12 protein-coding genes are annotated in these 15,305 nt (G+C 50.8%); 9 read left to right on the plus strand and 3 right to left on the minus strand.

What is annotated here, in order from left to right; translation table 11 throughout:
• The first annotated feature begins 380 nt into the window (after positions 1–380).
• The 3 genes from B5F07_RS17035 (at position 381) to B5F07_RS17045 (ending at position 4,976) form a co-directional block, all read left to right on the plus strand.
• Complete coding sequence (locus B5F07_RS17035) at positions 381–749, plus strand: UvrB/UvrC motif-containing protein (RefSeq protein ID WP_087162411.1); 369 nt, start codon at positions 381–383, stop codon at positions 747–749.
• A complete protein-coding gene (locus B5F07_RS17040) occupies positions 739–3,339 on the plus strand; it encodes an ATP-dependent Clp protease ATP-binding subunit (protein ID WP_087162412.1) in 2,601 nt (866 codons plus the stop codon). Before B5F07_RS17035 ends, B5F07_RS17040 begins: the two co-directional genes overlap by 11 nt.
• 209 nt (positions 3,340–3,548) lie before the next feature.
• Complete coding sequence (locus B5F07_RS17045; RefSeq protein WP_087162413.1) at positions 3,549–4,976, plus strand: ATP-binding protein; 1,428 nt, start codon at positions 3,549–3,551, stop codon at positions 4,974–4,976.
• A 74-nt stretch (positions 4,977–5,050) separates the two neighbouring features.
• On the opposite strand, the gene B5F07_RS17050 is transcribed toward B5F07_RS17045, so the two are convergent.
• Positions 5,051–5,497 (minus strand): MarR family winged helix-turn-helix transcriptional regulator, encoded by a 447-nt coding sequence (locus B5F07_RS17050; protein WP_087162414.1) that lies wholly within the window; start codon positions 5,495–5,497, stop codon positions 5,051–5,053.
• Between the two features lie 156 nt (positions 5,498–5,653).
• Here B5F07_RS17050 and B5F07_RS17055 point away from each other — a divergent pair, with 156 nt between their 5' ends.
• From B5F07_RS17055 to dnaB, 5 genes are all read left to right on the plus strand, one after another.
• Positions 5,654–6,055, plus strand: a complete 402-nt coding sequence (locus B5F07_RS17055; RefSeq protein WP_087162415.1) for a DUF134 domain-containing protein — start codon at positions 5,654–5,656, stop codon at positions 6,053–6,055.
• 3 nt (positions 6,056–6,058) lie between these two features.
• On the plus strand, positions 6,059–8,641 hold the full coding sequence (locus tag B5F07_RS17060) for an FAD-dependent oxidoreductase (protein WP_087162416.1): 2,583 nt from the start codon (positions 6,059–6,061) through the stop codon (positions 8,639–8,641).
• 244 nt (positions 8,642–8,885) lie between these two features.
• Positions 8,886–10,934 (plus strand): DHH family phosphoesterase, encoded by a 2,049-nt coding sequence (locus B5F07_RS17065; RefSeq protein ID WP_087162456.1) that lies wholly within the window; start codon positions 8,886–8,888, stop codon positions 10,932–10,934.
• Between the two features lies 1 nt (position 10,935).
• The gene (rplI, locus tag B5F07_RS17070) at positions 10,936–11,385 is read left to right on the plus strand and encodes a 50S ribosomal protein L9 (RefSeq protein ID WP_087162417.1); all 450 of its coding nucleotides are present in this window, start codon (positions 10,936–10,938) and stop codon (positions 11,383–11,385) included.
• A gap of 14 nt (positions 11,386–11,399) precedes the next feature.
• Complete coding sequence (dnaB, locus tag B5F07_RS17075) at positions 11,400–12,749, plus strand: replicative DNA helicase (RefSeq protein WP_087162418.1); 1,350 nt, start codon at positions 11,400–11,402, stop codon at positions 12,747–12,749.
• Here the strand turns inward: dnaB and B5F07_RS17080 are convergent.
• Positions 12,746–13,423: a helix-turn-helix domain-containing protein gene (locus B5F07_RS17080; protein WP_087162419.1), complete on the minus strand. Its 678-nt coding sequence runs from the start codon at positions 13,421–13,423 to the stop codon at positions 12,746–12,748. The genes dnaB and B5F07_RS17080 overlap by 4 nt on opposite strands.
• 211 nt (positions 13,424–13,634) lie before the next feature.
• A complete protein-coding gene (locus B5F07_RS17085) occupies positions 13,635–13,805 on the minus strand; it encodes a DUF362 domain-containing protein (RefSeq protein ID WP_009244075.1) in 171 nt (56 codons plus the stop codon).
• A 216-nt stretch (positions 13,806–14,021) separates the two neighbouring features.
• Between B5F07_RS17085 and B5F07_RS17090 the strand changes: the two genes are divergently transcribed.
• Positions 14,022–15,299, plus strand: a complete 1,278-nt coding sequence (locus B5F07_RS17090) for a substrate-binding domain-containing protein (RefSeq protein WP_087162420.1) — start codon at positions 14,022–14,024, stop codon at positions 15,297–15,299.
• Positions 15,300–15,305: the final 6 nt, after the last annotated feature.

Here is a 15,305-nt window from a genome sequence, read left to right on the forward strand (position 1 = left end):
ATCCTATTACTTAGTAAAAGTTGGAATATAAGTTGTAGAGCCGTATACGAGACCCGTACGTACGGTTCAATGGGAGGGGCGAGATTTTATTCTCCCTCTACCCTATTTCTGCAGCCTTAGCACCGCTGCGTTCTGCTCCCGAGCGAAAGCGCGGTCGCCATGACGATACAGGGGATCACTGCCGGAACCTATCAACGGGAAAAAATAACATCTCCCCCAATATTGACATTTTAAAAATTTTATACTATATTATTAAAAACTTAACTATTAAATATTGAATAATTAAGTGGGCGTGCAGATACTGCGGTTCACGCTGCAGGAGAGCAGGAGGATACATTCTGCTCCTGTCGTCATATTATAGTATAAAGGGGTGATTCTGAATGAAATGTCAGTTTTGTAATAGAGAGAATGTTGACCGGGTTTTCTACGTCAACTGGATGGGTACCGTGTATCAGGTGCCGGTCTGCGCTGACTGCCTGCAGAAGATGTGGCAGCAGGCAGTGTCTTCCGGACAGACGGAAGAGTTTAAGCAGATGACAGGATGGTGGCCGGGCAAACGTGATCCCAGACATCTGGGGGACCGGGCTTTTCCGGAGTTTGCTGTGGAAGGACTGCGCCGCAGACGCAGGCTGGCAGCTCTGAGAACCCGCCTGAGCGAAGCGGCAGCACTGGAGAATTATGAGGAGGCTGCAAGACTCAGGGATGACATTGCAACGATAGAAAAGGAGGTGTGCAGCCATGGAAATTAATCTGAATGCATTCAGCCAACAGACATTGAAGCTTTTCCAGTCTGCACTGAAATTTGTGACACATATGAAACATGGGTTTATCGGGAGCGAGCATCTCCTGTGGGCCCTTACCCAGGATCAGGGAGCAGCGGGGCGTGCCCTGAGGAAGAACGGTCTGGACAAAAACCTGGTGGAAGAATATCTCCACCAGTATGACCTGGATGCCAAAGCCGATGGAAATTACCGCGCTGTACAGATCTCCGAGGAGGCAGAGCAGGTGCTTCGTTTTGCAGAGAAGAGGGCACAGCGGTGCGGCCGGGAGAAAACCATGCCGGAGGACGTGCTTGGCGCGATCCTTGATATGGGTGACTGCGCAGCCGCACAGATGATGACATCTCTTGAAATGAATCCGGAAGAGATCCGCAGCGATATGGGAGACCGCACGGTTCCCGCGGCTCTGACCCCGGCAGGAAGCGATAAAAGCCTGAAAAGTGGAGGCAATACGGAAAGCAGATCCGAAAATGCCGGACACAGCAGCCGGGGCGTGTATGCCGGACAGAACAGCCAGAATGCAGGCACGGCGCCGGATGATACAGAGGAGTCTGGAACAGACGGCCAGGAGGAAGAGATGACTGCTCTGGAGAAGTTCGGGACCGATGTGACGGAGAAGGCGGAAGAAGGGGCGTATGACCCGATGATCGGCAGGGAGGATGTAATCGAGCGCCTTGTGCAGATCCTTTCGAGACGGACGAAGAACAATCCGGTGCTTACCGGGGAACCGGGCGTCGGAAAGACCGCCGTGGTGGAAGGTCTGGCGCAGAGGATCGCCGAGGGCAGGATCCCTGCGAATCTGCGGGATAAGAGAATCGTTTCCATGGATCTGGTGGGGATGCTCTCCGGAGCCAGGTTCCGGGGCGATTTTGAAGAGCGGATGAAGGATTTTATCGAGGAGGCGGAAGCGGAAGGCGACGTGATCCTCTTTATTGATGAGTTACATATGATCATGGGAGCCGGAGCGGGATCCAGTGAAACCATGGATGCGGCGAATATCTTAAAGCCGGTCCTGGCCCGGGGCGGCCTGCAGGTGATCGGCGCCACGACCCGGAAGGAGTACCGCAGATATATTGAGAAGGACGCGGCGTTCGAGCGCCGGTTCCAGCCGGTGGAGGTCACAGAGCCGGACAAAGAGGATGCGGTGAAGATCCTTCTGGGACTGCGGGGAAAATATGAAGAATTCCACGGGCTTAAGATCACGGATGCGGCGATCACAGCTGCGGTAGAGCTCTCATCACGGTACATTCAGGATCGTTTTCTGCCGGATAAGGCTGTGGACCTGATGGATGAGGCAGCCTCCCGGATCAAGACCCGGGGAATGGCGACGCCTCCTTATCTGCTGGAACTGGATGAGGAGATCAAGCGGATCCGCAAAGATAAGAAGAAAGCTGCCGACGCCCAGGAATATGAACGGGCAGCCGTGCTCCGTGACCGTCAGATCGAACTGGAAAAAGCACTGGATCAGAAGCAGTCGGCATGGCAGAAGGAACAGTGCAGTGTTGTCGATGCGGAGGACATCGCCGAGGTGGTGTCGGCCTGGACAAAGATCCCGGTGACCATGCTCACAGTGGATGAGGCGGAGAACCTGCGCACTCTGGAAGAGACCCTGCATCAGCGGGTGATCGGCCAGGATGAGGCTGTCACGGCGGTGGCGAAGGCGATCCGCAGGGGACGCACGGGAGTTGCAGATCCGGACCGCCCGGTAGGCTCGTTCCTCTTCCTGGGACCGACAGGCGTAGGGAAAACGGAACTTTGCAGGGCACTGGCGGAAGTCATGTTCCATGACGAAAACGCCATGATCCGTCTTGACATGTCCGAGTACATGGAGCAGTATACGGTTTCCAAACTGATCGGATCACCGCCGGGATATGTGGGATACGATGAGGGCGGACAGCTCACGGAACTTGTGAGAAAGAAACCGTACAGCATCATCCTTTTCGATGAGATTGAGAAAGCCCATCCGGATGTGTGGAATGCACTTCTGCAGATCCTCGATGACGGGCGGCTCACCGATGCCCAGGGAAGGACGGTCAGCTTCAAAAATACAGTCATTGTCATGACGTCCAATATCGGCGCGCGTGAGATTACCGGGAAGAGTTCGCTCGGATTCGCCAGAAATGACGAGAGTGAGGAGAAACGCCGGGATGAGAATATCCGCAGCCGGGTGATGGAGGCTGTGAGACAGACCTTCCGTCCGGAATTTTTAAACCGTCTGGATGAGATTCTTGTGTTCCATCCGCTGAAGATGGAGGATGTGCGCAGGATCGCAGATATTCAGGTGGAGAAACTGGTCGGCAGGATGGAAAAACAGGGGATCCGTCTCGATGTGGAGGAGAGCGCTCTGGATGTGCTCGCCGAGAAAGGCTACGATCCGGCGTACGGCGCAAGACCGCTGAAGAGAACGATCCAGTCCATGCTGCAGAATGCAGTGGCAGACCGGATTCTGGAAGAAAATCCGGGAGAGAAAGAGCGGCTTGTCGTTACCGGACATGACGGAAAGATTGAAGTGAAGGCTGTGAAGCAGGAGGAAAATGCTGCAGAAGAATATGCGCTGTGACGGAAGTCTGGCGGCAGAGAAATAAACGGGTGACCGTACTGTGCAGAGGCATGGTACGGTCACTTTTCAGTAGTTATAAAAGATTGTTGTAATATGGACTTAGTATGTTATACTGTGTGATACAGAGGGAGTTCTCGAGAAAATCGTAACGGTCAGTCCGTACACTTTTCTAAAAAAATGAGCATGTAAATTAGGGAGAATCTGTATATATGTTAATAACAGAATTATTAGGAGAGGCAACAGAATATGATAAAAAGCAAGCAGTTGAAACAAAGAAGCCTAAAAGTTGGTTGAAGTCTGTCAGCGCATTTGCAAATGGATCGGGAGGCATGTTGGTTTTCGGTGTGGCAGATAATGATGATATTATTGGTCTTGCAGATATAAAGAGTGCCTCAGAGTTTGTCAGCCAGAAAATAAAAGAGAGAATAGATCCCCTGCCGGAAATTTTTATGGAATTACACAAGGTGGAAGGAGATAAGGATATATTAACGGTTAAGGTTATGGAAGGAGAAGAGACGCCTTATTATTATAAGGGAGACGGATCTATGGAGGCTTTTATCCGTATAGGGAATGAAACTGTTACTGCCAGTGCAGCTGAATTAAAAAGGCTTGTACTCAGAGGTAGAAATTCATCTTACGATTCGCTTACTTCAACATATAATTTTAAGGACTATTCATTTTCTAAATTGCGGGAGCGTTTTTACGAGTGGAATAGCCGTAGTATGGAAGAGAAAAATTTTGAATCGTTTGGTATCGTTGATGGGAATGGCAAATTGACAAATGCTGGAGCGCTTCTGGCAGATAATTGTCCAATTCGTCATTCAAGATTATTTTGCACCAGATGGAATGGTCTGGATAAAAGCGGAGGGCGGATTGACGCATTAGACAGTGCTGAGTTCACTGGGAGTTTGATTATACTTTTAAATGAAGGATTTAGCTTCGTAAAAAGGAATATGAAGACAGCGTGGAAAAAAACAGCTAATTCAAGGATTGAACTGCCGGATTATTGCGAGAGAAGTATTTTTGAAAGTATTGTCAATGCCCTTATTCATCGGGATTATCTGATCAATGGAAGCGAAGTTCATATAGATATATTTGATGATCGACTTGTAGTATATTCTCCGGGCGGAATGCCGGATGGCACTAAAATCCAAGAGAGAAATATTGACTCTGTGCCATCTACAAGGCGTAATCCGGTATTGGCAGATATATTTAGCCGACTGGGATATATGGAAAGACAAGGCAGTGGACTGAATAAAATAAGGAATGCTTATCGGAATGCAGAAAATTACACACCAGATAAGGAACCTGTTTTTTATTCTGATCGAGTAGAATTTGCTGTTACTTTAAAAAATCTTAATTTTTTAGCATCAGAAAGTGAGGCTAAAAATGAAGCTAAAAGTGAGGCTAAAAATGAAGCTGAAAACTATAGGCTTACAGAATTAGAAGAAAAGCTGTGTGAGTTGCTGTTAGCATATCCTGAACTGACTCAACCAGAGATTAGAGAGAGGCTGAATTTATCAAGAAGCAAAGTACAAAGAATGATGAAGAAACTGGCAGAAGCTGGTATAGTCATACGTAAGGGATCAAAGCGAAAAGGATATTGGGAGATTCGTCTTGATGGCGGAGTAAAATAATTTTTGTTGTTCATGAAAATGCTTTTCTGTATTATTGCAGTTCCGGTATATCTGGCGGCATTTCAGCCGGGCGTTTACTCGGAAAAACCGGAGGACAGGCTGTCCAGCTCATTGATCAGGCGGATGAGCTGGCGCATGTTCTCCTCGCCAAAACGGTCGAGAAGTTCCGACCACATTTCATCATATTTCTTTTTTGACTCTTCCGCCGCAGCCTTCCCCTCCGGGGTGGCGCTGATGGAGACTTTGCGGCGGTCCTTCGGGTCGATCTCCCGGGTAATGTATTTTTTCTTCTCCAGGGTATTCAGTATGTAGGAGATGGCAGGTTTGGAGATGCGGAGCTTTTTCTGCATCTGCGGCACGTCCAGGTTCATGCAGGGACACTCCCGGCAGCATGTTCCTGCGATGCTCTGCAGGATCACCATCTCATTCATCTGCATTTCACATTCGGTACAGAGCGCAGATTCCAGTCTGCGGAAATGAATAATGGACGTAAAAAACTCTTCTCTCAGTTCGCTGCTCATATCGTTAACTCCTTAAATAATAAGTGTTTAATAGAAGTATACATCAGAGGAAAGGGAAATTCAAGAGTCTGATTTATTGACATATGTTCAAAAGAGAGTATACTTAAATCACAGCTTCGTTTGTTCTGTTATAAATTAAAAGGAAGGAGAGATATCATGCCAAGACCGCAGAAACTACGATGCATCTGTTCCCTGCCGAAAGTGACGGAGATCGCACCTCAGGGATGCGTGGAGAAAGAACCGGTAAATCTTACATACGATGAATATGAAGTGATCCGTCTTCTGGATCACATGCATATGACGCAGGAACAGTGCGCGGCGCGCATGAAGATCTCCCGGCCCACCGTGACACGGATCTACGACGAGGCGCGCTCTAAGATGGCGGATATGCTGGTAAACGGAAAGAAAATGACCATCGGCGGCGGAGATGTGACTGTCTGCACACAGATGAGACCGGAATGTGCGGACGAGATATATTGCTGTCACAAGAATAAAGATCTGGTGCGCGGACAGAGAAGCAGGAAAACAGGAACTATGGAAACAGAAAGAGAGGCTTAAAAGATGAAGGTACTGATTATCGGGGGAGTTGCCGCCGGAACGAAAACTGCGGCAAAGCTCAAAAGAGAGGACAGAAGCGCGGAAGTAACGGTGATCACAAGAGATCAGGACATTTCCTATGCAGGGTGCGGGCTCCCCTATTATGTGGGCGGCCTGATCGGGAGCAGGGATGAGCTGATCGTGAATACACCTCAGAAATACGCGAACCTCACCGGCGTGGAAGTGCGGACCGGGAAGGAAGCAGTGGCGCTCAACGCAGCGGAGAAGACGGTGACAGTCCGGGACGTGGCCACGGGAAATGAGGAAGCCTGTCCCTATGACAAGCTGGTGATCGCGGTCGGAGCTTCCGCAGCGGAGCTTCCTATCCCGGGAAAGGACCTGCCGGGTGTGTTTAAGATGAGAACGCCGGACGACGCTGAGGGCATCCGTAATTACATTACAGAAAACAATGTAAAGAGAGCAGTTGTGATCGGCGCAGGATTTATCGGTCTGGAGGCGGCGGAAAACCTGCAGGCAAAAGGCGTCAGCGTAACAGTGATTGATTTCGCCTCCCAGGTGCTCCCAAACATTCTGGATCCGGAGATGGCAGCTTATGTTAAGAAACATCTGCTCTCAAAAGGAATCCGTGTGATTACAGGCACAAGTGCCGAGGCGGTTCTGGGAACAGAGAAAGTGACAGGATTAAAGACTTCTGCGGGAACGCTCGCCTGCGAGATGCTGATTATGGCAGCAGGAATCCGTCCCAACACGGCATTCCTTGAGAATACGGGAATCGAGATGTTTAAGGGGACGATCCTTGTGGACAACACCATGAAGACGAGCCTGGACGATGTTTATGCTGCGGGCGACTGCGTGATGGTGACAAACTGCATCACGGGAAAACGCCAGTGGTCACCGATGGGATCTTCTGCAAATATGGAAGGCCGCACTCTGGCACAGGTGCTTACCGGCACGAAGAAGACCTACCCGGGCGTTCTGGGAACAGGCGTTGTGAAGCTCCCGGGACTCAATATCGGACGCACCGGACTCACGGAAGAGCAGGCGAAAGAGGCAGGATACGACGTAATCACCACAACGGTTCCCACCGATGACAAGGCGCATTACTATCCGGATGCTTCTTTCTTCATCACAAAGCTGATTGCGGACCGCACCACCCGGAAACTTCTGGGCGTTCAGGTGTTCGGACCCGGCGAAGTGGACAAGATGGTGGATATCGCAGTGATGGGCATCAATATGGGTGCCGTCCTGGAAGATTTTGAAAATGCGGATTTTGCCTATGCACCGCCGTTTTCCACAGCCATTCATCCTTTCGTGCAGGCTGTCTATGTGCTGATGAACAAGATCGACGGAAGCTTTGTCAGCATGACTCCGGCAGAGTATGCAGCAGGAAAGGCGGAGGGGTACAAGGTTGTCGACGTGGCACCGGAGCCGCAGATCCGCGGCGCTTTCTTCGTGAATCTGGCATCTGTCAAGGGCGAGATCGAGGGCCTTGGAAAAGACGAAAAACTCCTTCTCGTATGTGCGAGAGGAAAGAGAGCATATTTCCTGCAGAACCGCATGCGCTACTATGGCTATACCAATACGGTTGTCCTGGAAGGCGCTACTTTCCTCAATGACGTGAAGGTGAAGAATACGGATGCTGCGGTTTCAAAAGAAGAGGAGACAAGGGTAAAAGCTCTGGGATTTCTGAAAGATAAGCGGACACCGGACAGATTCAACGGACGTGTTATTACGAGAAACGGAAAGATCACAGCCGAAGAGGCGCGGGTGATTGCCGAGGCGGCAGAGAAGTTCGGCAGCGGAGAAGTGACGATGACTTCCCGTCTGACTATGGAGATCCAGGGAGTGCCGTTTGACAACATCGAGCCGCTGCGTGAATACCTGATGCAGGCAGGGCTGGAGACCGGCGGAACCGGATCTAAGGTACGTCCGGTTGTCTCATGTAAGGGAACAACCTGCCAGTACGGCCTGATTGATACATTTGCCCTGTCCGAGGAAATCCACGAGAGATTCTACCACGGATACCGCGAGGTCAAACTGCCGCACAAGTTCAAGATCGCAGTGGGCGGATGCCCGAACAACTGTGTGAAGCCGGATCTGAACGATCTGGGAATCATCGGCCAGAGGGTTCCCCAGGTGGATCTGGAGAAATGCCGCGGCTGCAAGGTGTGCCAGATCGAGAACACCTGTCCGATCAAAGTGGCGAAGCTTGCAGACGGCAAGGTAACCATCGACGAGACCGCCTGCAACCACTGCGGACGCTGCGTAGGAAAATGTCCGTTCGGCGTAATCGAGAACTACACCAACGGCTACCGTATCTATATCGGCGGACGCTGGGGCAAGAAAGTAGCGCAGGGAAGATATCTGGATAAAGTGTTTACGGATAAGGAAGAAGTTCTCTCGATTGTAGAGAAAGCGATTCTTCTGTTCCGCGAGCAGGGAATTACCGGCGAGCGCTTTGCCGATACTGTGGCGAGACTGGGATTCGAGAATGTCCAGGAACAGCTCCTCTCGGACGATCTTCTGGCGAGAAAAGAGGAGAACATCAAGGCGCAGAAGCATCTGAAAGGCGGGGCGACCTGCTAGTATATGGCATGAAATAAAAGAAAACGGCGGCACGGAGTAGATCTGTGCCGCCGTTTTCCGGTAAAAATCAACAGTGGAATAAAACGAAAAAAGATGCTATAATAAGACATTGTAATATAGCAGAGCGGCGTGTATGCCGGAGGATGCAGTCGGCTGTGTCCGGCGTGCCCGCCCCGCGGGAGAGAAAAGTTTTCCCGGACACACTGGATGTGCCCGCATTTCGGGCATGAAGCGAGGTAAGTGTATGAAGAAGAACAACAAGATGCGCCTGAAAGGTCAGCTCAGGATGTATATGCACTGGCCCCTTATCATGACGGTTCTGCTGGTTGCCATGAATATCTGGATGTATATGATAAGCAAAAAGGCAGGACTGATGATGTCGCTCTTCATCCTGATCTATTTAGCCATTGCAGGAAGCCTGTATTTCTACAACCGCTCCCTGATCCTGGCAGACCTGATCCAGTTTTCGGCGCAGTACAAAGGGATTGAGAATACCCTTCTCAAAGAGCTGGCAGTGCCCTATGCGATTGCCCTTGAGGACGGCAGGATCCTCTGGGCGAACGACTGTTTTATGGCGCTGATGGATGGTCAGAAAAGAGAAAAATATCTGAATAAGATGATTCCGGAGATTCATCCGGGGGTGTTTCCCAAGGATGATATGGAACATGTGGATATGGAAGTGACATACCGCGACAGGGATTATCAGGTGGAGCTGCACCGGGTCTCACTGGAGGGATTCAGCCAGAAGGAGGAGCTTCTGCAGATCCCGGAGGAGCAGGAATATTTCGTCACGGTCTACATGCAGGATGTGACGGAACTCAACGCCTATATCCGTGAGAATGAAGACCAGCGGATGATCGCCGGACTCATCTACATTGACAACTACGATGAGGTCATGGAAAGTGTGGAGGAAGTCCGCCAGTCTCTTCTTGTAGCCCTGATTGACCGGAAGATCAACAAGTATATCGGCGATGTGGATGGTATCGTGAAAAAGATGGAGAAAGACAAGTATTTTGTCGTGATCAAGAAGGAAAGCTACAAGAAGATCAAGGAGGACAGATTCTCCCTTCTCGAAGAAGTAAAACAGGTCAATATCGGCAATGCAAGATCGGCAACTCTGAGCATCGGCCTGGGACTGAATACCGCGACCTATGCCCTGAGTTACCAGTATGCGCGAGTCGCCATCGACCTTGCCCTTGCCCGGGGCGGTGACCAGGCAGTTATCAAGGACTGCAACGGCATCACCTATTTTGGCGGCAAGAAGGAGCAGACCGCCAAGAATACCCGTGTCAAAGCCCGCGTCAAGGCGGAAGCCCTGCGGGAGTTTATCGTCACAAAAGACCAGGTTATCGTCATGGGACACAAGATTGCGGATCCCGACTCTTTCGGTGCGTGTATGGGAATCTACCGCGCGGTTGTGAGTCTGGAGAAGAAGGCGCATATTGTGATTAACGAGGTGCCGGGATCGGTACGGCCGCTGTATGATGAGATCGCAGAAAGCCCGGCCTATGAGGATGATATTTTCCTTACGTCGGAGCAGGCTCTGGATTATGTCAATGACAATACCATGGTGATTGTGGTGGATACCAACAAGCCGCAGATGACCGAGTGCCCGGAACTGCTGAAGCGTTCCAGGATGATCGCTGTGCTTGACCATCACAGGCAGAGCAGCAACGTGATCGAGAATGCAGTGCTCTCCTACGTGGAGCCCTACTCCTCATCGACCTGTGAGATGGTTGCCGAGGTACTGCAGTACATCGTGGACGATGTAAAGTTTCCGTCGGTGGAGGCGGACTGCCTGTATGCGGGAATTATGATTGATACGAGAAACTTTATGAACCGCACCGGCGTGCGGACATTCGAGGCCGCTGCATTCCTGAGGAGATGCGGCGCGGATATTACCCGTGTGAGAAAGATGTTCCGCGACGACATGGCGTCCTACCGTGCGAAAGCGGAAGCTGTGCGCAATGCAGAGGTTTACAGAAAACAGTTTGCCATAGCGGAGTGTCCCCATGATATTGACAGCCCCACCGTGCTTGCGGCGCAGGCGGCTAATGAGCTGCTTGATATCAGCGGTATCAAGGCTTCTTTCGTTCTCACAGTCTATGAGGAAAAGATCTATATGAGCGCACGTTCCATCGACGAGGTAAATGTGCAGATTATAGCGGAGAAGCTTGGAGGAGGCGGACATATCAATTCCGCCGGCGCCCAGTTTGACCATACCAATGTGGAAGAGGCGATCAGCGCCCTGAAAGAGACCATTGACCAGATGATTGAGGAAGGAGATATATAAGATGAAAGTAATATTACTGCAGGATGTAAAATCTCTCGGGAAAAAAGGAGAGATCGTAAATGTAAACGACGGATACGCGAGAAACTTTATTCTCCCGAAGAAAATGGGAGTTGAGGCAACCGGTAAGAATCTGAACGACCTCAAGCTCCAGAAAAATAACGAGAAGAAAGTGGCGCAGGAGCATCTTGAGGCTGCCCGGGAGCTTGGCGCAAAGCTCGGAGAAGGCAAAGTCGAACTTTCCATCAAGGTGGGAGAAGGAGGAAGAGCATTCGGCTCTGTATCCAGCAAGGAGATTGCTGCAGCGGTGAAGGATCAGATGGGGCTTGATATTGACAAGAAGAAGATCCAGCTTAAAGAGGCAATCAAGTCTCTTGGAACCCATCTGGTACCCGTGAAGCTCCACCCGGAAGTTACTGCGGAACTGAAGGTTGTTGTTAAGGAAGAAGCATAAGGAGACGATTCTCTATGGATATGGAAGCAGCAGTGAAAAGAATACCGCCCCACAGCATTGAGGCGGAACAGGCGGTATTGGGAGCTATGCTGATGAATAAGGAGGCCGTGTCAGTGGCCTCCGAAATGCTTTCCGGGGATGATTTCTACCAGACGGCGTATGGAATCCTGTTCGATGCAGTGGTGGAGATGTTCCATGAAGGAAAGCCGGTAGATCTGATCACGCTTCAGGAATACCTGAAAGAAAAGAATGTCCCTCCGGAGATCAGCAGTATGGAGATCGTCAGGGAGCTTCTCGTGGGGACCCAGACCTCGGCGAATATCAAGTATTATGCGGAGATTGTGAAGGACAAATCGACTCTGCGAAGCCTGATCCGCATCAATGAAGAGATTGCAAACGAGTGCTATCTGGAAAGCCAACCTCTGGAAGATATACTCAACGACACGGAGAAACGGGTCTTTGAGCTTGTGGAGCACGGAAACACCCAGGAGTACACTCCTATCCGTCAGGTCGTTCTGAATGCTCTGGACGTGATTGAGAAAGCCTCAAAGACAAAGGGAACCGTGACAGGTATCCCCACGGGATTTATCGATCTGGATTATAAACTTTCCGGACTCCAGCGTTCGGACCTGGTTCTGATTGCCGCCCGTCCTTCCATGGGAAAGACGGCGTTCGTGCTGAATATTGCACAGCATGTTGCATTCCGGCAGAATCTCGCGGTGGCAATTTTCAGTCTTGAGATGTCCAAGGAGCAGCTTGTAAACCGTCTGTTCTCCCTGGAGTCCCATGTGGATGCCCAGGTTCTTAGGACAGGAACTCTGACGGACACAGACTGGGAAAAGCTGATCGAAGGTGCAGGGACGATTGGAAATTCCAGGATGATTATCGACGACACATCAGGTATCTCCATTGCGGAGATGCGCTCCAAATGCCGGAAATACAAGCTGGAACAGGGGCTTGACCTGATTATTATCGACTACCTGCAGCTGATGAGCGGAAGCGGCAGCCGCAAGAATGAGAGCCGCCAGCAGGAGATCTCGGATATCTCCCGTTCTCTGAAAGGACTGGCGCGTGAGCTGAATGTGCCGGTGATTGCGCTCTCCCAGCTCAGCCGTGCGGTGGAGCAGAGAACAGACAAGCGCCCCATGCTCTCCGACCTCCGTGAATCCGGGGCCATCGAGCAGGACGCCGACGTATGTATGTTTATTTACAGGGATGATTATTATAACCCTGACACAGAAGACAAAAATATTGCGGAGATTATTATAGCAAAACAGAGAAACGGCCCTATCGGAACCGTGAGGCTCGCCTGGATGCCGCAGTATACCCGGTTCGGAAACGAACTGCGGCAGCAGGATTCCTAAGAAAAGATCTTCCGCAGCTTCATAATGGGACTGCCCTTTACTGTCTCCCGGCGGCTTGCCTGCTGCTGGCGGATCAGGCAGTCCAGCTTGCGGAAGTGTTCTTCCTGTTGGCGTTCCTTCGCCTGCAGGAGAAAGTCCATCTCTTTCATGACATCAGCAGTGACAGCACTGCTGATGTCTTTTTTCAGCACTTCATTATTCCCGGTCACGACCTCCGAGACAACTTCCCCGATGATCGCTTTCACCTGGTCAAGCTGCCGAAGAGGAATGACTACCTCGGAGGAAGCGGCAGGTTCCGGCACGGCAGCGGTTCCTGATACTGTGGCGTTTTCCTGCGCGGCGGTTTGCGGTACGGCAGCGGCTCCCGGCACGGTATTGGACTTCGGGACCGATTGTTCCGGAGCGCTTTTTGCATCTTTGGCGGATTCCTTCAGCTTCAGCCTGGTCTCTTTCAGCTCAGGTATAAGAGGTTTTAAGTCTTTCAGAAGCATTCCCTCATCTTTAAGTTTTTTAATACAGCGGAAAAGCTGGATGTCGTCTTCTGTATAATATCGATGTCCCATTTCCGTGCGCCCGATTGTAAGCCCAAGCTCTTCCTCCCAGTACCTTAAGACATGGGATTCCACGTGGACCTGTTTGGCGGCCTCGGAAATCATGAATCTGACCTCACCCATTAATATTTATACCTCCTTGAATGTGAATGCCTGCGGCTTCTGGGGATATTATAGCACAGGGAATACGGGGAGAAGCCGGAAATCGTTCGTCAAATTGCGGCATGCGGGGACAAAATCCCCCCGGCTTTGACGGATAATAAAAAAATACCGTCCGACAGCCGGTGCTGTCAGACGGTATCTCTGCTTGTGATCACTTTGCGTTATTCTATTATTACTCTGCTGAAATAGCACCTGTCGGGCAGGCAGCTTCGCATGCTCCGCAGTCTACGCAAGCATCAGCATCGATCTCATATTTGCCATCGCCTTCGGAGATAGCGCCTACTGGACATTCGCCTTCGCAAGAACCACAGCTTACACATTCATCACTAATTACGTGTGCCATAGTATGTATCCTCCTTTTCTGGATTCGGAAAACGGCTCGTCCCGTTTTTCGTTACCCCTATTTTAATACAATGAGAGGAAATATACAAGGGATTTTCATGTTCTAAGTCAAGTACATAATTAAATAAAACACAAAATTTTAAGAAAAAACTACTTTATTTTTCAGAAGTTTGTTGTATCATTAAAAGATGTGAAGAACTGAAAATGGAGGAGTATTATGAGAAAGAGATTTTTACCGGCAGTATCTCTGGCAGTCTGCGTGACCATGGGAATATGTGCCTGCAGTTCTGACAATGATGAAGACGTGTTTACAGGGGATACTCCGGAGGAACCGGAATACCAGGCGAATCTGGATGCGGTTACGCCTGCGGCATACAGCACGGTGGACGGGCTGGACCTGGAGCCTGGGACTTATATCTCCGTGATCGGGAAACAGGAGGATTCTTCCTACTGGCAGCAGATCAGAGCAGGAGTACAGCAGGCGGCTGCAGATCTTAACGAGAAACTGGGATACAGTGGAAACGATCAGATCCGCGTGCTGTTCAACGCGCCGTCAGACGGGGAGGATATTGACGAGCAGGTGAACATACTTGATGAGGAACTTGCCAGATATCCGGATGTGATCGCCATTGCAAGTATCGATGCAGATGCATCGGAGGTACAGTTCGACCTTGCCATAGGAAACGGCATCCCGATTGTTGCGTTTGACTCCGGCAACAGCTATCAGGGAATTCAGTGTACCTGTGTGACGGATAACCGTACAGCGGCGGCGGAAGGAGCGTCGAGGCTCTGCGGGGCGGTGGAAGAGTCCGGGGAGGTCCTCCTGCTGGTTCATGATTCCGTCTCCGGGAATGCGGCTGAGAGGATGGAAGGATTTACCGGTGAGATCACCGGAAATCATCCCGGAGTGACACTGGCGGGGCCGCTGTATCTGGATCAGCTCAATGAGATCAAGCGTCAGGCGGCCGCAGAGCAGCTTAATGTCTCTCTGGAAGAGCTGCAGGCAGCGGAGTCAGCAGAGTCAGGAGACACGGCGGAAGGCCAGACGGAGGACGGGACAGTGCCGGAGGAAGGAGAAAATCCGGAAAGTACGGATTCCGCCAGCCTGGAAGAGGTGATCTCCGTTGCCGACGGGATGAGCGATGAGGATGCTGTTGCCTGGTATATGGAGAAACACCCGGACCTGAAAGGTGTTTTCGGGACGAATGATGCGGCGACACAGATTGCCGTGGAGGCACTTTCGCGGACAGAATTTTCCGATGATGTCCGGGTGATGGGATTTGACGCCGGATCGTCGCAGATTTCAGCTCTTGAGTCAGGAGATATTGACGGACTGATTGCCCAGAATCCTTTCGGTATGGGATATGCGGCTGTTGTGGCAGCCTCCAGAACGGTTCTTGAGATCGGCAATGAGGCTGTAGTGAACACCGGATATGTCTGGGTGGACAGTGAAAATATGGAAGACGAAGCGGTACAGCCGTTTCTGTACGACTGACCGCTT

Source organism: Lachnoclostridium sp. An169 (genome assembly GCF_002160525.1).
Classification (GTDB): Bacteria; Bacillota; Clostridia; order Lachnospirales; family Lachnospiraceae; genus Mediterraneibacter; species Mediterraneibacter cottocaccae.

Excerpts from the sequence above, each read along its gene's own strand:
- B5F07_RS17080 (WP_087162419.1), bottom strand. The coding sequence starts at position 13,423 with ATGGGTGAGGTCAGATTCATGATTTCCGAGGCCGCCAAACAGGTCCAC.
- B5F07_RS17050 (WP_087162414.1), bottom strand. The coding sequence starts at position 5,497 with ATGAGCAGCGAACTGAGAGAAGAGTTTTTTACGTCCATTATTCATTTC.
- B5F07_RS17060 (WP_087162416.1), top strand. The coding sequence starts at position 6,059 with ATGAAGGTACTGATTATCGGGGGAGTTGCCGCCGGAACGAAAACTGCG.
- dnaB (WP_087162418.1), top strand. The coding sequence starts at position 11,400 with ATGGATATGGAAGCAGCAGTGAAAAGAATACCGCCCCACAGCATTGAG.
- B5F07_RS17035 (WP_087162411.1), top strand. The coding sequence starts at position 381 with ATGAAATGTCAGTTTTGTAATAGAGAGAATGTTGACCGGGTTTTCTAC.
- B5F07_RS17045 (WP_087162413.1), top strand. The coding sequence starts at position 3,549 with ATGTTAATAACAGAATTATTAGGAGAGGCAACAGAATATGATAAAAAG.
- B5F07_RS17090 (WP_087162420.1), top strand. The coding sequence starts at position 14,022 with ATGAGAAAGAGATTTTTACCGGCAGTATCTCTGGCAGTCTGCGTGACC.
- B5F07_RS17040 (WP_087162412.1), top strand. The coding sequence starts at position 739 with ATGGAAATTAATCTGAATGCATTCAGCCAACAGACATTGAAGCTTTTC.
- B5F07_RS17065 (WP_087162456.1), top strand. The coding sequence starts at position 8,886 with ATGAAGAAGAACAACAAGATGCGCCTGAAAGGTCAGCTCAGGATGTAT.
- B5F07_RS17055 (WP_087162415.1), top strand. The coding sequence starts at position 5,654 with ATGCCAAGACCGCAGAAACTACGATGCATCTGTTCCCTGCCGAAAGTG.
- B5F07_RS17085 (WP_009244075.1), bottom strand. The coding sequence starts at position 13,805 with ATGGCACACGTAATTAGTGATGAATGTGTAAGCTGTGGTTCTTGCGAA.
- rplI (WP_087162417.1), top strand. The coding sequence starts at position 10,936 with ATGAAAGTAATATTACTGCAGGATGTAAAATCTCTCGGGAAAAAAGGA.